The organism is Micromonospora sp. DT4, from assembly GCF_049841675.1.
GTDB lineage: Bacteria > Actinomycetota > Actinomycetes > Mycobacteriales > Micromonosporaceae > Micromonospora.
In genome coordinates this window covers 113441-133988 of sequence record NZ_JBNCKT010000001.1, presented here as the reverse complement: position 1 = coordinate 133988, position 20548 = coordinate 113441, and the positions used below count along the sequence as shown (strand labels likewise).

Here is a 20548-nt window from a genome sequence, read left to right as displayed (position 1 = left end):
GCGCACGCCGCGGGCCGCTCCCGGCGGGTAGGGCCGGGGTCCCCGGGGGGGGGGGGGGGGGGGCCCGGGGGGGGGGGGGGGGGGCGGGGCGGGGGGGGGGGGGGGGGGGGGGGGGGGGGGGGGGGGGGGGGGCGGGCCCCCCCCCCCCCCCCCCCCCGCCGCCGTGTGTTCCGCTCCCCCTCATTAGGCGGCCCGCTCGTCCGGGGTGGGCTGGTCGTGGGTGGGGTATTGGTCGTCGTGGTGGGTGTCGGTGTAGGGCAGGTCGATGAGGCGGTGACGGCCGGTACAGCCGGGTAGTTGCCAGATCTGGTGGGCGGGGCTGGCGGCGAGGGCGGTGCGGAGTTCGGCGGTGGTGGTGGCGATGGCCGCCTCCGGGCCGGTGCCGGCGATCCGGTGGTGCAGGTTCGCTTCGCGGCGGGCTGAGGGGAGGTGCAACAGCACCGGCCACGCCCAGGTGCTCAGGAGGTAGAGCCGCTCGTATTTGATGATTTTGTCGATGAGGACCTGCAGGTTCTCACCGCTGGTGTCGTACTCGAGGAAGAACGGCACGGACCGTCCGCCCTCGGTCCATATTCCGGCGCCGTCCGGGCGGGGGAAGCCGGTCGCTCCGGCGAGGATGATGTTGGGGTCGCCGCCTTCGCGGTAGAGGGTGCCGGGTTCGTGGTAGGCGGACGCGGGTTGCCAGCGGGCCAGCTCGGTGTCGGGGTGGGTGCGGGCGTGGGCGGCGAGGTCGATGAAGACCTGGTTGCCGCCGAGCAGGTGCGGCAGGTCCGGCCGGCGGGTGAGGGAGTGTTTGCGTCGGCGGGCTTGGTCTCGGCGGCCTCGTGGGAGTCCGCGTTGGGCGTGGACGTGGTCGTAGCCGAGTTGGTCCAGGACGTAGTGGTAGGGGTGCGAGCCTCCGTCGGCTTTGTTGGGCCGGAACCGGTCGACTGCCCGCAGGGCGGTGAGGCGGCGTAGCCGGCGTTGGGTGAAGTCCAGGGACGGGAAGAGGGCGGCGGCGATCTGGTCGGTGGTGAGCACGCCGTGGTCGCAGAGCCAGCCCAGGAGCCGGTCGTCGCGGGCGGTGATGCTGGCCTGCAGGCGCAGCAGTGGGTCCACGGTCGGTAGGTGTTTACCCATGGGCACAAGCCCTGGGGGAGAGACCCGAGACTGGAGGGTCTGTCTGGAGCGTTCCCGGACTCCTGACAGCGGGGTTGACCTGGGCTGTGAGCGGCCGTGCGGGGTCAGGTTGGGTGTCAGGATCAAGACGGACGGTAGAACGGAGACCAGCACTGACCGCTGAAGTGCCGGGCACAACGGGTTCGGCCAGACGCTGCGGTGAGGATGGGTGTGAGTCGGGCCGGTGACGCTGGTGAGGTTCGCGGTGCGGGGCGATCATCGTTGTTGCTCCAAGGTCACAGGTGCGAGTGGGTGTGAGGTTGGTGCGCCCCGGGGCTGCAGCGGGCGAAAGCAACCGGAGGTCCGTAGTCGCTGTCCGCAAGCGTGGTTGGACATGCCAACCTGCCTGGTCTCGCGCGTGTGACGAACGTCCGGTGACACGGGCAGCCTCAGTCGCCGCGATCGAAGTTGGTCACAGCGGCTGCGACCTGCGGTGTGAGAGCTGCCGGCGTTGCCGTTCGGGTTCGAAGCGGACGGCAACGCCGGCAGTCCCCTGACAGTGACCGGGGGATCGCTTCGGAGGGTCGCCCCGGTCTGCTCCTCGACCGGCCCGGGTGGGCCGGTCGAGGAGCAACTGTCGGTTGGTCAGGGGCGCGGCGGGTAGCGGTACTCGCCGTCGGCGACGGATTCGTCGTAGGGGCGCTCGGGGTCGTGGATGGGGTGTGGGGCTCGGGGCCGTACCTCCTTGTAGGTCACGGTGTCGGGCGGCCACTGATCGGGGGTGTGGGGAAGGTCGGTCAGGGCGAGGCGGTGTGTCTCGCCGATCGGCTGCCAGACCGGGTCGGCCGGGTGGCCGTGCTCGGGGTTGCTGGTGACGACGGTGAGGTGCCGCGTGTTGCGGCGCTCGAGGTGGCGGCGCAGTTCCTGCTCCCGCTGCGGGTCGGCGGCGTGGAACAGCAGGGTCGCCAGGCCGGTTTGTTCGGCCAGCCGCCGGTAGGCGTGGACGTGGTCGGCGAGGTCGGCGGGACGGATCTCGCCGGGGTCGGGCTGGTACCAGAACGCGTGGCGGGCGCGGTCGTGGATGTACTCGCCGTGCCAGGCGGCATGTCGCGCCGCGGTGACGTGTCGGCAGGTGCGCGGTGACCACCAGGTGCGTAGGTCACTCCCGGGTTCGGTGAGCGCGTGGGTGGCCAGGTCGACGAAGAAGTCGTTGGCCTGCAGCAGGCCGGGCAGCTCCGCGTGTTCGCGGAGCCGGTCGCGGGCCCGGTACGCCTGCGCCGGGGTGACATCGCGGTCTTCGCCGATCGGGGTGAGTTGGGCGCCGACCGGGCCGAGAAACCACGAGGTGTCGGCGGTGGCCGCGGTGCCGGTGTTCCAGAGGCGGTCGATCCAGCCACGGCGGGCGAGGATCGCCAGACGTCGGGTGGCCGACGCCGTGGTGGTGGCGAAGCCGAGTGCGGTGAGCTGCGCGGTGGTCAGGACGCGGTGCTCGGCGAGCATCTCGACGGCCCACCAGTCGGGCAGGCGCATGCGGCCGCTCTCGGCCAGGAGCAGCTCCGTCGGGATCGGTCGGGTGGACGGGACAGTGAACTGGGGATGGTAGGTGGTCGACATGACCGGTACCTCCAAGGTGTGCCACTCCCGGATTGGGGGTGGCAGGGGCGGATGAATGCCTGTGTGACCGCGTCGGTGCGGCACACCTCGGGCGGATCACGCCACCGCGGTCGTGCGTCGCAGTGGGTGACAGGGCGGTGCCAGATCGCCGGTTCCGTGTCCGGACGGCAGCCCGGGCACGGAGCTGGCTGGTCCGCGCGGCCGGATCACCGGCCGGTCATGCGGTACGGCGAGAATCCGAGCGCGGCTTGTGGCGCCGTCACTAAGGAACCGCCGTTTGTGTGCTCTGGCGAACGCCTGCTCCGCTCACAGCCACTCACAGCCACTCACAGCCACTCACAACGAGGGGTTTTCTCAGTCGAGGTGATCTTGTCCGTTGCCGGCGACGTTGAACTTCTTGCCATCGAATTTGGTTCAGATCGAGTTTCTGCCATCGAAGATGACCCGCCCCTGTTCGCGGGGGCGGACGCGGTTCGACGTCGCTGTCAACGGACAGATCCAGCCCAGGCTCAGGCGAACCCCAAAGGAAATGACGGCGTCACGAGGGGGTCTCCGGGAGCGGACCTACGCGACTGCCGTCGACGTGGTGGCAGTGGTGGAGAGGCGACGGCGGCTGGCGGCGCGAAGACTGGCCCGGCGTTCGGCTCGCGCCGCCAACGCCTCGGCGGCCTGCGGGGACGCCGCGCCGGTCAGCATGCCGCTGGCGAGGGCTTCGGCGAGGCGGGTGTCGATGCGACCCAACCGCATGCGCAGGGCGTCGGCGCTGATGCCCATCCGGGCCGCGATCGGGTCCATGGCCCGCCGTCCCAACCGCACGTCGATGTAGGGCTGCTCGTCGTCGGCGTCGAGGATCCCCAGGCGCACCGCGCGGCGTACCAGCACGTCCGGATGCCCGTAGGGCACCTGCGGCGTCCGCGGTCCCGTGACGCGCTCCACGTCCTCGACCGCAGTGAACTCGCTGGCCTGCTGGCGCAGCGCGTGCCCGGCGCGCCACCCGGCCCGGCACAACGACGCGTACGGCGCCCGGCGAGCCACGTCCACGTGGTCACGCAGCGCCGCCAGGAAACCCGCGAGGATCTCCGCGCCGATGTCGTCGGGGTCACCGCTGTAGCCGTCAGACAAGCGCCTGGCGTAGCGGCGCAGCGCCGGCATTGCCATGCCGACCGCAGCGATGACCCACTGCGGCCCGTCCAGGCGGGCACGACGGATCAACTCCCGCCACACCGCGTCGCGGGCCGTGTAGGCGCGCGGGTTCGCCAGCAGCCAGTCCCGCAGCGCCGGCAGCGCCACGACACCCCTTGGCAGGCCGTCATCCGGACCGAACATGTCGAGGTCGAGGGACAGGGGCGTCGGGTCGCTGGTCAGCGCCGCGAACGCGACATCGACGGCGTCCAGGGGCGCGGCAGGGAAGATCGTGTCGGACACACTCATGATCAGCACTCCTAGGCCAGAAAGACCATCGGGCGTCGCCGGCGTGTCCTGGCGACGTTGGAATGCCGATTACGCCACGACCCACTCACAGGCACTCACAGCGCAGGTCAAGCCGGCTTTCGCGCCCAGCGGGCCGCTGCGGTGCCTCGCCCGAACTCCGGACCCGAGAACGGCACCAGGCAGGCGATTCGGACGGGCCGCGGTACGGCTGAGCAGGGCTGTGAGCCACCGACGCACGCCAAGCGCGGCACCCAAACGGCTCCACGACGAGGCCGCGATCGTCGGGCCGCGCCCACCGCTCACAGTCACTCACAGCGACTCACAGGCGCTCACAGCCGCTGACACAGCCCGTCCGGTCTGGCGCTGAGCTGACGATCGCGCCGGCGCCCCCTCGTACGAGGGTTCTGAGCAGGGCTGTGAGAACAGAGGGCCGTGCGAGAAGTGCCCGACAAGAGGCCCTCAGGGCCGTACACCCTCTCACTCACAGCGACTCACAGCCGCTCACAGAGACTCACAGCGGCGTGGCATCCGCTGCCGGCACGCCCGAAGTGCCGGCGACGACGCCGGTGGTGGTGACGCGCATCCTGACCACCTGCCGCGTCCCCCGGGTCGGGCATCGTGCCTGGCGCCTCACCCGTGTCGGTCGCCGGTGGATGCACCAGTGATGGGGAACCCTCCGTACCGGCTGCCTTGCCGGGAACGAGCGAACCGATGTCAACGAGGATGATCGATGGACATCTTGTCCGCGCAGGCAGCGGCGGGCCGCGTCCGAGAGGACAGGAACGTCGGCAGGGGTGCTGTGTCACCTTGTCCGGGCATGCGATCGGCGGCGGTCACACGACGTCGAGACATGTCGATTGCGTCCGTGCGCGCGGCCACGGCCTCGAGGTGAGGCAGAAGGTGCCCTCCGCGTCCGGCCGAGTGTCCGCGGCATCGCACATGTCATCGATGTTCGTCGTTGACAAAGTGTCCGGCGCGGTTGCTGAGCAGGGCCGGGACAGCGCAGTCACGCGCGTGTTCCTGACCTGGAGTGACACTGGCATCGATCGGCGACAGCCCTTCCCGTGGTGGCGGTGGTCAAACCGGCATGACATCCCTGCGCCGCATGGACGGGCGCGTCAACCGCACGCAGGCCGTGTCCGCGCCTGTCGGGTAAGGACATGTCCGCGGACACCATGTCATCGACCTGCATGAGTGCCTGACCGGTCGTCGCCGCCGCGGCGTGTGACACGTTGGCACCGCGGCCGAGCAGTCGGCGGTCACGCTGTCGCAGCATTCGTGAACCGTCACACTACCCACCGTGTCATCGACTTCTGCCACTGTCGGGGGTGGTTGGCGCCGAGGCGGTGGCGCATCCGCGTCGGACCGGCGCTGGCCGTCCGTTCTCAGCGAAGTTGCTCCGGGTGGGGTTCGCTGAGCTGGGCGGAGCAGTTCGATTGAGAAGCCAACTCGGCATGATTCTCAGTCGATCTGCCCCGTGGCCACGTTCTGCGGCGGGGCGCTCGGTCTGGCCGCGTCCGCGAGTGGGACCTGATCGCGAACCTCTTTCTCAGCATCGTTCCTGGTAGGGCCGGTTCGCGCTCGCCCGAACACGTAAGAACGCGGCGAGCGGGTCAGCAGACCGAGGGCACTCGGAGCAGAAATATTGAGAACGGAGCAGATTGCCTGAGAACGGACATCGACCGCGTGACTATGTGAGTCGCTGTGAGCGGTTGTGAGTTCGGCAGGCGTTCGCCAGAGCACACAAACACGGGTTTAAGGGTGTCAGAGCCCGACCCGTCCGGCTCAGAGTCGGCTTCGACTTGAGCGAGCTCGAGGTCGCACCACCACGACCCCTGCCCGCCTCGCACCGGCTCGGTCCGTTCCCTGACAGGCCACCGGCGTCCGGACGCTACCTGACGCCACCAGCGCCGCAGGCCCGATCGTCGCCATCGGGTCGACGCCACGTCGGCCTGCCTCCTTACCCCACCGTCCCGAAGCCATCCCGGCGACGCCGTCGCCTTCTCCCACTGCGAAGGACCATCGCGATGAGCACCCCTGAACCTCACCTCGAGCACACACAGCCCGTCCGCACCGTCGAGGACCTCCCACCTGGCACATGGACTACCGAGCGGATCCGCGCCCTGGGCATGGTCACCGACCTGAGCACCGCCGCCCGGATCTTCGGGCTGTCCCGTTCCGTCGCCTACGACCTGGCCAAGCGCGGCGAGTTCCCGGTCGCCGTGCTGCGCTTCGGCAGCCGCTACCGGGTGCCGGTCGCCGCCATCCTCCACGCCCTGCACCTACCCGACGGCGACGACAGCCATCAGCCACCCCATCGCCGGGGGACGACTTGATCGTCGGCGGAAGGCACGCGTGGATCACCCCGTACGCAATCCGCAGCCACCGGCTGTCGAACACCCCACCCGAGGGAGAAAACTGATCATGGCGGAAGGATCCGTCTTCAAACGCTGCGCGTGCCGCGACGGCAACCGGCGCAAACTCGGCAACCACTGCCCGCAGCTGCGCCGGGCGAGCGGAGCGTGGAATCCCACCCACGGCCGGTGGGCCTACCAACTCGAACTGCCCACCCACCCCGGCCAGGCGCGCCGGCAACTACGCCGCAGCACCTTCGACACCCGCGACGCCGCCACCGGCGACCGCGACCACGCCAAAGCCCTACTCGCCCTCGCTGCTGACGACCCGGCCGTCGCCGCCGAGATCGCCGACATGCTCCTCGCCGTCACCGCCGGCGCACCACTGCCGGACCGCGACACCATCGCCCGACGGGTCCGCGCCGGACTGCCCGCCACCGTCACGACCACCGTCGGCGAGTACCTGCAGTCGTGGCTGGCATCCCGCCGCAGCCTCAGCAGCGTCCAACCCAACACTCTGCTGGCCTACGAGTCGCACATCCGCGTCCACCTGGTCCCGCACCTCGGCGCCATCGCCCTGGTCAAACTACGGGTCGAGCACGTCGAGGCGATGTTCGCCGCCATCGCCGACCGCAGCACCGCCATCGAGATCGCCCGCCAAAGCGACGACCCCGCCATCCGCGCCAGCGTCTGCGGCCTGCGCACCACCAAACCGGCCAGCATGCACCGCATCCGCGCCACCCTGCGCAAGGCCCTCAACGACGCCATCCGCCGGGGCAACAACCGGCTCATCGACTTCAACCCTGCCGCCCACATCGAACTGCCCTCCGGGGTACGCCCCAAAGCCCGGGTATGGACCACCAAAGCCGTACAACGGTGGCGCGACACCGGCGAGCGGCCCAGCCCGGTCATGGTGTGGACCCCGCAGCAGGCCGGCGCGTTCCTCGACCACGCCGAAGAGCACGACATCGCCCTCTACCCACTGTTCGCGCTCATCCTGCACCGCGGACTGCGCCGCGGCGAGGCCGTCGGACTCACCGACACCGCCGTCGACCTCGACAACTGCCTGATCAGCGTCACCCAACAGATCGCCACCCACGGCTACACACCCGTGATCAAGAAGGTCAAGTCCGAGTCCGGCAACCGGATCATGGCCATGGCCAGCATCACCCGCGTCGTCCTGCGCGCCCACCACGCCCGGCGCGCCCAGTGGAAGCTCGCCGCCGGCCACACCTGGCCCGACACCGGACTGTTCTTCGTTCAACCCGACGGGCAGCCCTGGCACCCCAACGCCGTCACCGACCGCTTCGAAGTCCTCGTCCGCGACGCCGACCTACCCCCAATCCGGCTACACGACCTACGGCACTGCGCCGCCACCTACCTCAAAGCCGCCGGCGCCGACCTCAAAGACATCCAGGAACTCCTCGGCCACTCCTCCGCCGCCATGACCGACGTCTACACCTCGGTCATCGCCGAACTCGACGTCGAACGCGCCAAAGCCGAAGCCGCCGCCGAACTACTTTCCCGCCGACGCAAGCGCGCGGCGTAGACGGACAACATTCGCCAGACGGGGTGGCAGCCCGAGGGCTGCCACCCCCGCCGTCAAGCACGACTCCGTTCGCTGCACGACTCCCGCCGTGGACGTGAGCGGCGGACGGAGCTCAGACGGCCCGCCAATTCAGTGGCCCCCGCGCCCAGCCGTCCCTGAACCGGCGGCGATTCGCCGGCGGGCGGCGGTAGACATCGTGGCCCGACTACCTGCCGAACGCCCCGACGCGATCCTGATCGAGGTCGGCTACTCTGCCGGCCTGTCGCCCCATGCACCTACAAGGACCAGCACCGACGACAACTCCCGGAGAAACGCCATGACCAGCAAATGGCAGAAATACCAAGAACGGCAGGCCGCTGCCTTCGCAGCGGTACACGAAGCCCTCGTTGACCACACCATCGAGATCCGGACCGCCGGCCAGCTCGCGAAACTGATGCAGCGGCTGCCCGCCGACACTCCGATCACCATCGCCAGCAGCACTCGCATGGATCCGCGCCCGCCGACGGACCCCACACAGCAGCGCACCATCACCACGGCCCAAGCGATACCCGTTGATCATCCGGACAAGCCCGTCGAGGTCGACGACGGCGACGAAGTCTGCGAGTCCCTAGCCGTCACCCCGGCGGTTGAACTGGCCGCGGTGATCGTCGCTCACGACGCATCCGGCGTACCAACGATGGTCGTCCCGGCACCCACCTACGAGCGCGCCGTTGACGCCTTCCGCAGCGGTGAACCGTGCGTGGCACTCGACGCCCAGGTCGAACTACTGAACTGGATGGGCAGCACACTAGGGAGCACGCATCCACGGACTCCGACGAAGAAGACGAGGTCGACGGCGTCCGGACGTGGATCGACGATGCTGACCTGCTCGCCGCGCTTGACGTAGAAGGCGGACGCCTACAACAGGCGGCAGTCCGACTCGCGGCACTACGCGCCCGCGTCGCCGATTACGAGATCGTCGCCGATGTCACCTTCGACGCCGAGGACATTGTCCGACGCGCGGCCAAGAACCCGCCACCCGACGAAGAGGGGCGTTCTCCAACGACGTGACCACGCCCGGCTGCATCGAAGCGATCTCCGCGCCCATCGGGGCTCGATTCTCGGCATGGCAGGGACTTGCGGGTTAGAGAGCCGGGGCCACAACCAACGTCGAGGTCAAGGCCGCTGATCTTCGAAGACCTCGATCCAGGCCTGCTCGCCTCATACCTGGCGACCGTACGCGAGCGGGACGCCACCGGGCTCGGTCGCTTCGCCGACGATGCCGCGTTGTTGCGACGGGCCGGCGTCACCGTGAGTGAAGGGCAACCCACCACGGCCGGCCTGCTCGCCCTCGGCGTCCATCCACGGCAACCCGCTTCCGGGACGTTTGACCAGCTCACCTGGCATTCAGACCATCCCATAAGTGAGTCGGTGCGCTCGGAAAAGCCACCCGCGGCAGACGGGAAGGCTGTGATCGATCTCTGCCCGAGGTAGCGGTTCGGCGTCGGTGGGCACGCTGAGACGCGAACTCCGAGGGGTGCCAGCACGATCGAGTGCCTCGCGGCGATGCGCCGCGAGGCACTCGATCGTGGGATGTCGATAGCCACACGGGGTGTCTCACGCGATCTTGACCGAGAGGCGAATAGCCTGAGTCATCGATGTCGCACGGAAGGCCGCTGGCGGTGACAGAACGGGTGTTGATTACCAAGGCCGCATTGCGCAAGTTGCCGGCCAAGGCAGACGACGGAACTCCGTACTGCATGGATTGCCGCAGGTTCGGTGAGCTCCATCGGATGGTCGCCAGCGGCGTCACGAAGTATCTCCAGTGCGAAGCGTGGTCCGTGCCGACATACACGAAGTCGGACCGGCTGACTCACGAACAGATGATGGCCGGCGAACCGTGTCCCGGTTGCGGCGAGGAACTCATCTCGCTCGGTGAGTCGCCCTCGTGGACCGGCAAGGGCACGATGTATCTGAGCGTCGAGGAGCAGGCCGCCCGTACGGCTGCGGAGCAGGCCTTCAAGCAGCGGCACCCCTACTGCCACGCCGGGCGATGGAGTATGGCGGGTAGCGCGGTCAGCCATTGCGGACGATGCTGCCCACCGCCTCCGATGAGCCCCGGCCAGATCCGCCGAATGTCGGAGATCCTTCAGGGCAGTGCGGAGGAACGGGTACGAAAGGCCCGGCGCGAAGGCACAACGTACGAGTACCACGAGTCGGAGCGGCGGCTGCCTGGCCGAGCCCGGCCCGTCGCTGTGGTGCTACGCGAATACAACGAGCGCCGCGCCGAGGCCCTGGCAGCCATGAAGAGAGAAGACCGGACGTTGATTCGGTCGTCGTTTCCGGATGCGGAGCTGATGTTCCGGTGGCGGATGCAGCTCGGCTGCGGCGACATCGTCGAGATCCTGACGCTTGGCGACGAGCGGCCACTGACGGACATGACATGGTCGTGGGGCGGTAGCCCGCTGCGTAAAGGGGCTTACACCTGCACCACTCACCGGACCCCCGAGACGCCGTACCAGACGGTGAGCCGCTATCTGACCCGGTCAACGCTGGATCTCAAAGGCGACAAGGGCCTGCGGCGCGAACCTGAGACGGTCGGATACTGGACCGTGAAGCTGGGATGCGGACACCTCGACCACCAGATCACGCCGCTGAATTGGAAGCCAGCGGACGGCCATCGGCAGACGGAACCGAACGATCCCGACGCAGTCGCGCAGCGCAAGGCTCGGATGGAGCAGATCAAAGAGCATCTCGGCGTAGCCGAGTACGCGCAGGCCATCCGCCGGATCGAGCAGGGTCACCTCGAGCCGGACCCGATGACGACATGCTGGACCTGCCAATACGAGCAACCCATCGTCGCCTTTCAGCGAGTGGGTTGGCTGGTGCCACCGACTCCCGTCAAGGGCAGATCAGGAGCGGACACAGCGGTCGCTCCGCGGCCGACCCGTGTACAGCTCGAGAAGCGCGTAGCCGACCTCGAAGCAGAGATCGCCCGCCTGAAGCAGCAGTAGTCCAGCCCTTCAGCCCTTGATCCCGCCCGGAATCACCTCCTGCCGCGGGATCATCCGGGTCGACCGCGACGACCGGCGCCCGCACAACGTGATCATCGTCGTGAGTGATCCCTGAGCTACACCCGAAACGTCATCTCGTTCGCGACCATCTGCGGAACCACCTGTTTGTACAGCTGCCGGGTCAGCCCCGCGACCCTTCCGTGGGCTTCGATCTTGTTTCGGAACGCCTGCGCCACCTCGGCGATCTCCCGCTGGATGTCCAGCGGGGGCAGGGCGATGGGCAGGTTTCTGAGGCTGCTCTGGGTCAGGCTGGGCTGGACTCCCTGTTTGACCTGCTGTCCAAGGAATTCCAGGACCGTCGGGTGCATCAGGTAGCAGTGGAGATAGATCGGTAGGAGGACCCCTCTCGCAAGCTCCGTGACCTGGATCCGGATCGTGGATCCGCCCATGAGCATCCCGGCTTCCCGTTCCCCGATGATGACGTGATTGATCCTCCCACTGAGCCGGGCCAGCAGAACGTCGCCGACGGCGAGTCCGTAGCGGCGGCTCAGCCTCCGCAACGCCTCCGGGCTGATCCTGGTTTTCGGAGTGTCGGACACCCGGCCGTCGCTGATGTCGACGGTGTTGATGACCGCGATGCCTTCGGCGTCGCGGTCGCCGGCATTGAGGTCGGAGCCGCTGGGGCCGCCGTGGATGAGGCAGAGGTCGCCGAGGCGACGGTGCGTCCAGTTGTCGGGGGTGGGACTGATCAGGGGTTCCATGGCTGCAACCGATCGAGTAGGTGATCCAGGTCGAGGTCGGCGGCATCGGCAGCGTCGTCGAGCTGGCGGAGTTCGGCACGGAGCGCGCTGAGGCTCGACGACCGGCTCGTCACGTCCGGGGCCGGGGGGCGGAGATAGGTCGATGGTGTGAGGTCGTGGTTGTGCTCGCGGAGACGTTCGAGGGTGACGGCGACCGCGGCGAGGTCGCCGGTCGGTTGAATCGGGTCGCCTCCGGCCTCGGACCATGCGTGGTAGAGGTCGACGATGTGCCGGCTACCGGCGTTGGTCAGGATCCGGTGGGTTCTGCCCGCGGATTCGGTGGCCTTCTTCGCGTCGATGAGCAGGACATCGTGGTCCGGACGCTGCTGGGGGCGGCCGAGGACCCAGAGGCTGAGCGGGCTGGCCGTCTCCCGGAACATCTGTCTCGGGAGTTCGATGATGCACCGGACCACGCCTTGTTCGACCATCGCGGCGCGGATCTGCCGGTTCTTGCTGGTGGCGACGGAGGTGGTGCTGCTGGGCATCACCGCGACGGCTCGGCCTGCCGGTGCCAGTGCGGCCGCGATCAGTTGCAGCCAGGCGAAGTGTGCATTGTGGCGGGGCGGCTCACCGTACGGCCAACCGGAAGACGCAATCTCCGTTGCGGACCGCCAGTCGGCCATCGTGAACGGGGGGTTCGTCAGGACGACGTCATAGGGGCCGCCGCTGACGTCGACGACCTTGAGGTCATCGGGCGGCTGCCCGCCGAGGTCGAGTGGGCAGCCGTGAACGGCGGTGTTCATGACAGCCAGGCGCCATGCCCGGGAGGCCAGGGCATGACCGCTGACGTTGTGTGCCAGCGACCGGTCTGCTCCGTTGTCGCGTTGGTGGTCCAGTACGGCGGCGACGATTTCGCCGGAGCCGCAGCACGGGTTGTACACCCGGTCTTCTGGTCCTGGATCAGCGAGCAGCACCATGAGGCGAGCCACGCCGTGCGGGGTGAGGTATTCGTCGTCGCTGGACTTACGGGCTTGCGCGAATCGATCGAGCAGGTGGTCGAAGGCCGCGGCGGCCGTCAACCGGCGGCCGGCCCTTTCCTGTGGCGCACTCGTACCAGGTTGGACCCAGCGTTGCAGAACCTTGACGCCGGTACGGAAGCGAGCCTGCCACCAGCCGTCTCGGACGATCCTGTCCAACAGTTCCGGACGGATGCCGTCGACTGCCGGAAGGGCGGACCACACGTGGGCGAAGAGATCGGGACTGTGGGTGTCCGCGATGCGGGCCCACTGTTTCGGGGCGATCGCTTGGACGCAGACGAGCGCCATGATCATTTCCTGGAACATGGTGCGGTCCTGGCTCTCCGTGAAGCCAGGCTCGAGGCTTTTCCACAGGTCGGCCTTGATGGCCTCGGCGAACATGTCGGGTGCCACCTTTACGTCGGAGTGGACATCGGCCAAGCCGACGGTGAGACGAAAGCGCCGGCCGTAGGTGACACCGGCCGTCTCGCCCTCTCGCCGCTCATCGCGCTGGATCTTGCGGCTGTCGAGCCACTCGGCCACTTCCTCGGCGGCGAAGAGGTCAGCGGGCACGGTCCTGACCGGGTCGGGGAAGTTCGGGTGCCGCCGCATCCAGTTGCTCACCGCCGCCCCATGCACACCGGCCGCCTGGGCGATCTCCAGCCTGGTCACCAGCCGCCGTTCGCCGGCGCCGTCGGCAGCATGATCAAGTGTCATCGTCCGCCCCCTTGCACCCTTCCCTGAAGGCACGAATCAGCCGTTCTAGCCGAACCGTCCGGCCGTCACTCACGATCACCCAGCCGAGAAACCCGACGGCCAGCACCACGATCACCGGGACGGCGATCCCCGGATCGATGAGTCCTGCCATGTCCACCAGCCCGGCAACCACGCCCGTTTTCTCCCCTGTTGCGGCTCTCATGGCGTCGACGGTAAGCCGCACACCACGGGCGAGTCACCCCCGTAGCGAGCATACGACGCGTTCCGTTACTTGACGGCACGCAGCTGTCGGCGCGTTTGAGCCGGTCGAGTGCCTTCCTGCCTCTCGGGCAGCAGGAGGCGCTTCGACGCGTCGGCGGTGAGCTCACGTCAGGTTGCCGCAGTGAGGTCTTCGCGCAGGCGAAAGCACCAGTCGTCGTATCGCTCGGCAGGATCCACGACCTCGGTCAGGGGTCGCAGCGAGGGTGATGTTGGCGCGGAAACGGCCCAGGTCGCCAGCGCAGGTCGTGGTCGTCGGCGCGCAGGATGACGGTGCCGCCTGGGTGAACCACCGACACGTGTTTGCCAGCTTGCACGCTGAGCCACTCGGCGGGTGAGTTCCGCGGGGTGGTGTCGGGGTACTTGTTGGAGTGCAGAGCTACGTACGGCTGATCTTACAAAGGTCGCTGTTCAAGATCGAGGATGCGATGCGGCACACGCAGTGCGCGTGGCCCAGAAAGGCTCTACCGCGCCGCTGTCCCCCTCCTCCCGCTGCGCGGCTGCGGTGCGGGTCGGCTTGGTTCCAATTTGCCGCGGCACGCTTACCGGCACTCGGGGTGGAGCGGGCGAGCCTGTCCACGCGGACACGCTCCACGCCGCAGCTGAACTCCATGAGGCAGGGTCAGTGGTTGCGCTCGATGGAAACCGATGGCCTAAGCGATCTCGCTGCCGCGCGACGAGCCCGTCGCGGTGGACGCGGCGACACCCGCTACGTCCACCGGCGACGAACCGGATCCCGTTCGCGCAATGCCAAACCTGGTGGGCCGCCTGGGACTCGAACCCAGAACCTAAGGATTAAAAGTCCGCAGAGAACACCGGGGCTCATAGAGCACTATCTCTTGATAGCCGTCGCGACCTGCGATTACACCGACGTCGGGCGAGGAAGAAGATCCCAAGTGGATCTATCCGTGTCCTACCCGTGTCGATCGCCCCAGGTTGATCATGAATTCGCTTCGAGTGACAACGTTTGATATTGATCATGACTGTGACGCATCGTCATTCACACAGCGATGGACCTGCTGTCGTGGGTCGTCGCCACCGGTGTACAGCCCTGGGGACGGTTGGAGCCGGACCATGACGTGGCGCTGCGTCTGTGCGGCGTGGCGACCACGGTCGTCGAGGTGGCCGCCCGGATGAGGTTACCGGCCGCGGCGCGACACCCGCCGCCTGCCGGACTGCTTCGCCGCCGCGGACTTCTTCGAGTCTCGCGGCATGCAATTCCTGGTCGCCGTCAACGAGTTCGACGGCGCCTACCGACACGACCCGCAGGAGGTACGCGCAGCCCTGAGTCTGCGGCCCGAGCGCTCGACCGGAAAACCGCGCAGACGACAACCGATCGGCTTGTGCACGAAGCAGCCTGGCCAGTTCGCGATCATCGATCGCGCCGCAGGTGAGCTGGTCGGCAGCAGCGACCTCAGTCGTAAGTGCGGTCGCCGCAGTCGGCTCGTGAGGCGACCATAGGCGGGAGGCGGCCTCAGCCAGGCCGATACCCGTGAGAACACCGCCTCGGTGCGGGACCCTCCGTAGAGGCGGTGCAGCCCGGGTCGGGGGGCCGGGGCGGGCGAGCCGGCCGACCCGGTCGGCGGCGCGGTGTTGGGGCCAGCGGGCCGGTGGCGGATTCAGGAGACTAGCTCAGCTTCGGTGTCCTCATGTTTCGGGTGCCTTCCGCTACGCTGATCGTGTCATTCGGCATCGTCCCAGAGCAGGTTGGACGGAGGTAACGGGGTTATTCGTACACCCGTTTGGTGCGTGGGGCGGCGACCGGCATTGACGCGGAGCAGGAGCGAGGGGTGGCGTGGGTAGCAGCGGTTTCGCCGAGCAACGTGCCCAGAACCTTGACCGCGCCCGTCGAAGTGGTTTGCCGGACTCGGTGGCCCAACTCTTCGCCGTCGTACAGGAACCACGATGTGACGAGGAGCCTTCGCACCCGCAGTTCGTCGCGGCGCTCGACATGGAGGCGTCCGCCCTACGAAGCCGCGTTGATGCAGTAACTCGCGAGTTCGGTACCGCTAGCCGGGACAGGTTCGGCGGAATAGTCGAATCAGAGACCGCGAAGGCGGCGCAGCGCCTGATCGTTGCCGCAGAGGATGTCGGCATGGAGGAGGCAGCGAAAGCGCTGCGCGCTGCGTTGAGCCGCTGCCGGAGCATTCCGCAACAGCGACTCCATGGCTCCGACCGTCCGTCGTTTCCCCAGCCGGAGAGAATTTTGAATCCGGAGACGGGGCGGCCGATTGGGCTGTGGCGTTAACCGATGAGTCGTGTCCCCCCCGGAATTCGATGATAGCTCGGCAAGAAGTATGCGATCCATGCCGCGAGTGTCTCCCACGCTTCGCCAGCGTCCTGGAGGGCCAATCCTCGCGCTGCGCAGAGCTCAACGAGGCGTTGCACTGCCTTGAGGGTCGTCAGGTTGCTGCACTCCTGGGCGATCCGGCCAGGGAAGCCCTGGCGCAGTATCGCTCCGATATAGGTGTTGAAGGCAAACTCCGTGCCGAGGCCGCTTGGCACACCCAACGCCACCAACTCCGGGCGGACGAGCTGCGCTAGTGCCTCTTCCCGTTGACCCGAATAAACCCGCCACAGCACCTCCGGTAGGCGGTATGACGGGAGCCAATCAGTACGGTCGGCTCCTTCGGCAGCAGGTCGGACAGGTGTTCGTGGCAGCGTCGAGGCAGCGGCAAGGACGGCGTCCCGGTCCGATTCGGTCGCCGTGGACGCCGTGGTCCTTAGTACGTCCAGCAGTGAGGTCAGCGCCGGATCATCTGCTGGCGTCTCCACCAAAATCTCGACCGCTCCAGGGCGGTGCCAGCCGAGACCATTGGCCGTGACGTTGGCGGATCCCACGAGAGCGCGGGAGCCCACGATGTACGCCTTGGCGTGAACGATCGGATGCAGCAACACCGCGCCGCCACGTCGATCCACGAGGTCGAAGACGCGCGGATCGCTCACGCCGGTGGCGACCTCGTCGGGACGCCAACGCGTGATTACCTCAATCGACGCATCGTTCTCCAGCGCGTCCAGGATGGGGATGATGCCTGCGGACGTGATGAAGGGCGCGATGATCGTAATTGCGGTCGCGTCACTAACAACGCCGAGCAGTCGGTCTCCGCAACGCTGCGGGTTGGGTTCCGGTCGAGTCACGCGTCATCCTCGCTTTCGCCGTCCCCTTCCTCTTCGCCGAAGAGTGCAGCTGCCTTAAATGCGTTGTCCTCGACGTACTCCGAAAGTCGCCGACCCCACTCCTCGCGGATCTCCCTGATCTTCCCGATCGATGGGTGGGTGCGATACTCGTTCTCGTATCGTGACCACGCGAGGAGAAGCCACGTGATCGCGTCAGCGCTCTTGGTCAGAAGCTGCTTGGCTTCCTCTTCGCCCATCCTCTGGATCTGATCGTCGGAAACCCGGAGCGGTTCGATTAGGCTCTGGTAGGCGGGGTGAGCGTTGTTGATGCACAAAATCTCAAGGTTCAACGCTTCGTCAGGCCAGAAGAAAGCCGGTGCCTGCCTCACGGGACGATCGATCACCTGCACGGTGACGCCCCGTTGGTAGTTTGCGATGATCGCGTCACGCATGTCGGCGGGGACGTCGTCACCCTTCAGCTTGCTGTCGATCGCGGCGGCGGCCTTCTCTGGATCTGGATTCTCCTTAGCGAAATCCGCCTCGCCGGGGGTCGGGCTGAACGTGGAGCGGGTCTTCTTGAGGCTTGACGCGACGCTTGTCACATCGGGTTGAGCCTTCCGCGCTTTGGCCGCGGCGGCTTGGGCGTCCTTAGCCTCGGCTTTCATGGTGTTGACGAGCTTGACCAGTTGGTGGGCCATGTCGTAGAGCTCGGCGATCGGGTGTTCCTCGTCGAAAAGACCTTCTTTAAGGGCCTCGTCTTTGGTCATGTCGTTGGCTTGGGCCGATTGCAACGCTTGCGTGAAATACGGCGCGTCCTGCTTGTTGTTCGTAACTCCGAACACTTCATCCAGATGGGGATCGAAGGCGACTTCGACACCCCACCATCGGTCAGTGGCCTCTCGCGCGAGGGTCTTCTCAAGAACTAACTCGCGGTCGGCGCGAACCACGGATATGCCGGTATTGTTTCGTGCGTGCCGCCCTTGGTGAGTGGCTGCGCCAGCGTTGCGCCCTGGTCTCGCCTCTGGCTTGACGAGCGACAGGCGTACACGCACCGTGGACGTGCCCTGTCCATCCGGCCGCTGCAGTACGAACTCGCGCTGTGACGCGTAGTGCTCCCCGAAGGGCGGGTCATCGGTTACCTCGACGAGCTGATCACTTTCCCCGTCAGGCGCAGCCTTCTGCCAGTATTCCAGCGTGGTGTCAGCGGGTCGGCTGAGGTAGAGAGGGTCGTTCGGGCGGACGTCATGGAAGTCTGCGGGGGAGCCCAACGTGTCCGCATCTTTGACAGCGATCTTGATCGTGCGCTGCCGTGTGCTTGAGGTCAAGAAGTTTCGGTAGACGCGGCCGAGAAGGTTCTCGGTGTGGGCGAACATCGCGTCTGCGGTGACCCAACGGACCCTGTCCAGAATCGTCCAGCGGATCGCGGTGCCGCTGTAGAGCGGTTGCCCCAGGGAGGTGTCCGGGATCGCGTGCTCCTTGTAGACATCGAAGACCCAGTCAGGCATCGCCTCGTACGTGGTGTCTGCGGGGTTTGTGGGCCACGGCACCGTGAGCGAGGAGCCCTTTGACGACTTGGAGAGCTCGCGGAGATCGAGATAGGTGTGCGAGGCGTTCTCGGGCTGTGAGGCTTGCCAGGTCCAGATGTCTGTCCGCTGGCACTGAGAGACGCTTGCCTGCGGGAGGCCCATCCCGAACCGACCGATACCCGAGCGGTCGTCGTACCTACCGGAGCCACCGAAAGACAGCGCTAAGTTCAGGCCATCGTCGGGCATCCCCTTGCCGTCATCGATGACCCAGATCTCGTCGGCGCGCTTCGTCGCGCGTTGTCTACCCTTGAAGGTGCGCTGAACGATGACGACGACTACGGTGCTGGCGTTGCCCCACTGGAAAGAGTTGTCGATGAGTTCGGCGAGGGCGTAGTCAGTGCCCTTGTACCCAGTGTCTCGAATGGATTTGACGGTCTGGGCGCCGGAGAGGAGTGGTGCTTCCTTCCGAGCATTGTCCGTTGTTACCACAAATCCTCCCAGTGAGTGAAAGCGGCGGCGATCGAGCCGAATGCGGGAACAGAGGGATCGACGACGGTTACGATGACAGCCTTCTTGTTTCCGCCGGCCCTTGGGCCACGAATTCCACGGCCGACCATTTGGCTGTAGAGGACAAGAGAGCGGGTGGGACGAGCAATGACGACGGCGCTCGTCTGCGGAGCGTCGAAGCCCGTGGTGAGAACTCCATAGTTCACCAGGACCCGCGGGACAGGGGCAGTGGTCTTGTACATGCGGATCGCCGTGTCACGGGTCTCCGGCGGCGTGGTGCCGTCCACGGCGTCGGCTAGGACTCCTACCGCGCGCAGTGTCGCGGCTACCAGGTGCGCGAGTTCGACTGACGCGGCGAAGACAATGATCCGACGGTGAGACTCCCTGACTAGCTGCAGCGTCGCGGATATGACCTCGTGAAGGTAGTCGGCTTGGTCCAGCCCCAGCTCCGCGGAATCATCGTCCACCGCCGCCGGTACATTCTCGTAAGGAAGCTCGCCCAGGAGACGGAATTCCGGCTCGGCCAGGTATCCCTGCTCAATGAGGTAGGCGACCGGGTTGGCGCCGCCTTCTGCAGAGGTATCGAGCTCCACCTTCGTGTGTTCGAAGAACTCCGCGAGATCGGCGTCGGATTTGTTGCCGAGGAAGGTGCGCCCGGGGGTAGCGCTGAGTCCGATGATGGGAGTGATCGGCTGCCCGGCGGTGGACAGCTGCCGCACGACCCGCCGGTAGGTCGGCGCGACAGCTTGGTGGGCTTCGTCGAAGATGATCAGGCCGACGCGCCGTCCAAGGTCCGGAATGAATCCTGGCTCGTCGCGGCGCGCGTAGATCGTCTGCAGGCTTGCTACGAGCAGCCCGTCGCTGAGGTCCCCGAGTTGCGTTCCCTGGCCGCCCCAGGCTGCGGCGATTGGTACGGGACGGTTGCCCAGCACAGACCACGCCTTGTGGAACTCGCGTGCGGCCTGATCCAGCAGTTCGCGTGTAGACGCGAACCAGAGCACCGCGCGACCTTCGTGCTCGCGGAGGTAGTCGCACACCATGCTCATCGTGGTGCGTGTCTTGCCCGATCCAGTCGGCATGTGCAGGAGCAATCGTGCTCTGCCGAGCTGCAACAGCGCTCTCGCGCGGGCGACGGCGCGTCGTTGATGCGGAAACAGCCCGTAGGCGGGCGTGGCATCGGGGGGGAGACCGGCAGACGTGTCGCTGCGCACGTCGGACAACCCAAGGAACACAGCTACCCGGCCAGCAGCTGCCATGACCTGACTTTTGTTCAGCTGATCCGGAGTCAACGACAAGCGCGCGGACAATTCGCTGCGCTGCTCTGGCGGAAGGTCATCTGGCAGAACGCCGGCGAAGGCCAGGCTCCGAATCGCCGTTGCCGGGTCACCTAGGCACGCGGCGGCGACGACAGCCAGCTGAGGTCTCTGTCGAACGAGGCCGTCCTCAACGAGTCGCTCAACGGCGCTAAGGACGCGCTCATCGATGAAGGAGGGAGTCCGGGATGATGCGAGCAGCAGGTCGAAGACCGTGTATCCACCAGGCATGATTACTCACCGCCTGCCGAAACCTGCCACCCGCGGGCCTGTTCGGACATGAACGGGCCAGAGCCAGCAGTCTCACTCCGGCTT

At 67.1% G+C, this 20548-nt stretch carries 15 protein-coding genes and 2 pseudogenes; 7 read left to right on the top strand and 10 right to left on the bottom strand.

The window, feature by feature from the left end; genetic code table 11:
• Positions 1 to 183: 183 nt before the first annotated feature.
• The 3 genes from ACLQ24_RS00595 to ACLQ24_RS00585 all read right to left on the bottom strand — a co-directional run bounded on the left by ACLQ24_RS00595 (position 184) and on the right by ACLQ24_RS00585 (position 4143).
• A complete protein-coding gene (locus tag ACLQ24_RS00595) occupies positions 184 to 1119 on the bottom strand; it encodes a replication-relaxation family protein (protein WP_425888421.1) in 936 nt (311 codons plus the stop codon).
• A gap of 624 nt (positions 1120 to 1743) precedes the next feature.
• Positions 1744 to 2712, bottom strand: coding sequence for a replication-relaxation family protein (locus ACLQ24_RS00590; protein ID WP_425888419.1), 969 nt, complete (start codon positions 2710 to 2712; stop codon positions 1744 to 1746).
• Positions 2713 to 3276: 564 nt separating this feature from the next.
• Positions 3277 to 4143, bottom strand: a complete 867-nt coding sequence (locus ACLQ24_RS00585; protein WP_425888417.1) for a hypothetical protein — start codon at positions 4141 to 4143, stop codon at positions 3277 to 3279.
• Positions 4144 to 6170: 2027 nt separating this feature from the next.
• Here ACLQ24_RS00585 and ACLQ24_RS00580 point away from each other — a divergent pair.
• The 3 genes from ACLQ24_RS00580 to ACLQ24_RS00570 all read left to right on the top strand — a co-directional run bounded on the left by ACLQ24_RS00580 (position 6171) and on the right by ACLQ24_RS00570 (position 8932).
• Positions 6171 to 6479 carry a helix-turn-helix domain-containing protein gene (locus ACLQ24_RS00580; protein WP_387321247.1) on the top strand — a complete coding sequence of 103 codons (309 nt, stop codon included), beginning with the start codon at positions 6171 to 6173 and terminating at the stop codon, positions 6477 to 6479.
• Positions 6480 to 6567: 88 nt separating this feature from the next.
• The gene (locus ACLQ24_RS00575; RefSeq protein WP_425888415.1) at positions 6568 to 8046 is read left to right on the top strand and encodes a tyrosine-type recombinase/integrase; all 1479 of its coding nucleotides are present in this window, start codon (positions 6568 to 6570) and stop codon (positions 8044 to 8046) included.
• Between the two features lie 196 nt (positions 8047 to 8242).
• The gene (locus ACLQ24_RS00570; RefSeq protein WP_425888413.1) at positions 8243 to 8932 is read left to right on the top strand and encodes a hypothetical protein; all 690 of its coding nucleotides are present in this window, start codon (positions 8243 to 8245) and stop codon (positions 8930 to 8932) included.
• A gap of 314 nt (positions 8933 to 9246) precedes the next feature.
• Here ACLQ24_RS00570 and ACLQ24_RS00565 read toward each other — a convergent pair whose 3' ends face one another.
• Positions 9247 to 9387, bottom strand: coding sequence for a hypothetical protein (locus tag ACLQ24_RS00565; RefSeq protein ID WP_425888411.1), 141 nt, complete (start codon positions 9385 to 9387; stop codon positions 9247 to 9249).
• A 296-nt stretch (positions 9388 to 9683) separates the two neighbouring features.
• On the opposite strand from ACLQ24_RS00565, the gene ACLQ24_RS00560 reads away from it, so the two are divergent.
• Positions 9684 to 11039, top strand: a complete 1356-nt coding sequence (locus tag ACLQ24_RS00560; protein ID WP_425888409.1) for a hypothetical protein — start codon at positions 9684 to 9686, stop codon at positions 11037 to 11039.
• 116 nt (positions 11040 to 11155) lie between these two features.
• Here ACLQ24_RS00560 and ACLQ24_RS00555 read toward each other — a convergent pair whose 3' ends face one another.
• From ACLQ24_RS00555 to ACLQ24_RS00545, 3 genes are read right to left on the bottom strand one after another with little or no spacing between them, the layout of a single operon-like run.
• On the bottom strand, positions 11156 to 11800 hold the full coding sequence (locus ACLQ24_RS00555; protein ID WP_425888407.1) for a restriction endonuclease subunit S: 645 nt from the start codon (positions 11798 to 11800) through the stop codon (positions 11156 to 11158).
• Positions 11788 to 13512, bottom strand: coding sequence for an N-6 DNA methylase (locus ACLQ24_RS00550; RefSeq protein ID WP_425888406.1), 1725 nt, complete (start codon positions 13510 to 13512; stop codon positions 11788 to 11790). Before ACLQ24_RS00550 ends, ACLQ24_RS00555 begins: the two co-directional genes overlap by 13 nt.
• Entirely contained in the window at positions 13502 to 13714 is a 213-nt protein-coding gene (locus tag ACLQ24_RS00545) for a hypothetical protein (protein WP_425888404.1), read from the bottom strand. The genes ACLQ24_RS00550 and ACLQ24_RS00545 overlap by 11 nt, the downstream gene beginning before the upstream one ends.
• Positions 13715 to 14780: 1066 nt before the next feature.
• Between ACLQ24_RS00545 and ACLQ24_RS00540 the strand changes: the two are divergent.
• The 3 genes and pseudogenes from ACLQ24_RS00540 to ACLQ24_RS00530 form a co-directional block, all read left to right on the top strand.
• A pseudogene (locus ACLQ24_RS00540) lies at positions 14781 to 14909 on the top strand (DUF742 domain-containing protein); the annotation flags it as partial.
• A gap of 16 nt (positions 14910 to 14925) precedes the next feature.
• A pseudogene (locus ACLQ24_RS00535) lies at positions 14926 to 15063 on the top strand (ATP-binding protein); the annotation flags it as partial.
• 502 nt (positions 15064 to 15565) lie between these two features.
• Positions 15566 to 16018, top strand: a complete 453-nt coding sequence (locus ACLQ24_RS00530; protein ID WP_425888403.1) for a hypothetical protein — start codon at positions 15566 to 15568, stop codon at positions 16016 to 16018.
• Here ACLQ24_RS00530 and ACLQ24_RS00525 read toward each other — a convergent pair.
• Genes ACLQ24_RS00525 through ACLQ24_RS00515 form a run of 3 tightly spaced genes read right to left on the bottom strand, consistent with a single transcriptional unit; the run spans position 16015 to position 20464 of the window.
• Positions 16015 to 16908, bottom strand: a complete 894-nt coding sequence (locus tag ACLQ24_RS00525; protein WP_425888402.1) for a phospholipase D family protein — start codon at positions 16906 to 16908, stop codon at positions 16015 to 16017. The genes ACLQ24_RS00530 and ACLQ24_RS00525 overlap by 4 nt on opposite strands.
• Entirely contained in the window at positions 16905 to 18902 is a 1998-nt protein-coding gene (locus tag ACLQ24_RS00520) for an ATP-binding protein (protein WP_425888401.1), read from the bottom strand. The genes ACLQ24_RS00525 and ACLQ24_RS00520 overlap by 4 nt, the downstream gene beginning before the upstream one ends.
• Positions 18896 to 20464, bottom strand: a complete 1569-nt coding sequence (locus ACLQ24_RS00515; RefSeq protein WP_425888400.1) for a DEAD/DEAH box helicase — start codon at positions 20462 to 20464, stop codon at positions 18896 to 18898. The genes ACLQ24_RS00520 and ACLQ24_RS00515 overlap by 7 nt, the downstream gene beginning before the upstream one ends.
• Between the last annotated feature and the right edge of the window lie 84 nt (positions 20465 to 20548).

Bases quoted from the DNA above. Each gene is read 5' to 3' on its own strand.
- ACLQ24_RS00595 (WP_425888421.1), bottom strand. From the start codon at position 1,119: ATGGGTAAACACCTACCGACCGTGGACCCACTGCTGCGCCTGCAGGCC.
- ACLQ24_RS00590 (WP_425888419.1), bottom strand. From the start codon at position 2,712: ATGTCGACCACCTACCATCCCCAGTTCACTGTCCCGTCCACCCGACCG.
- ACLQ24_RS00585 (WP_425888417.1), bottom strand. From the start codon at position 4,143: ATGAGTGTGTCCGACACGATCTTCCCTGCCGCGCCCCTGGACGCCGTC.
- ACLQ24_RS00580 (WP_387321247.1), top strand. From the start codon at position 6,171: ATGAGCACCCCTGAACCTCACCTCGAGCACACACAGCCCGTCCGCACC.
- ACLQ24_RS00575 (WP_425888415.1), top strand. From the start codon at position 6,568: ATGGCGGAAGGATCCGTCTTCAAACGCTGCGCGTGCCGCGACGGCAAC.
- ACLQ24_RS00565 (WP_425888411.1), bottom strand. From the start codon at position 9,387: ATGGACGCCGAGGGCGAGCAGGCCGGCCGTGGTGGGTTGCCCTTCACT.
- ACLQ24_RS00560 (WP_425888409.1), top strand. From the start codon at position 9,684: ATGTCGCACGGAAGGCCGCTGGCGGTGACAGAACGGGTGTTGATTACC.
- ACLQ24_RS00555 (WP_425888407.1), bottom strand. From the start codon at position 11,800: ATGGAACCCCTGATCAGTCCCACCCCCGACAACTGGACGCACCGTCGC.
- ACLQ24_RS00550 (WP_425888406.1), bottom strand. From the start codon at position 13,512: ATGACACTTGATCATGCTGCCGACGGCGCCGGCGAACGGCGGCTGGTG.
- ACLQ24_RS00545 (WP_425888404.1), bottom strand. From the start codon at position 13,714: ATGAGAGCCGCAACAGGGGAGAAAACGGGCGTGGTTGCCGGGCTGGTG.
- ACLQ24_RS00515 (WP_425888400.1), bottom strand. From the start codon at position 20,464: ATGCCTGGTGGATACACGGTCTTCGACCTGCTGCTCGCATCATCCCGG.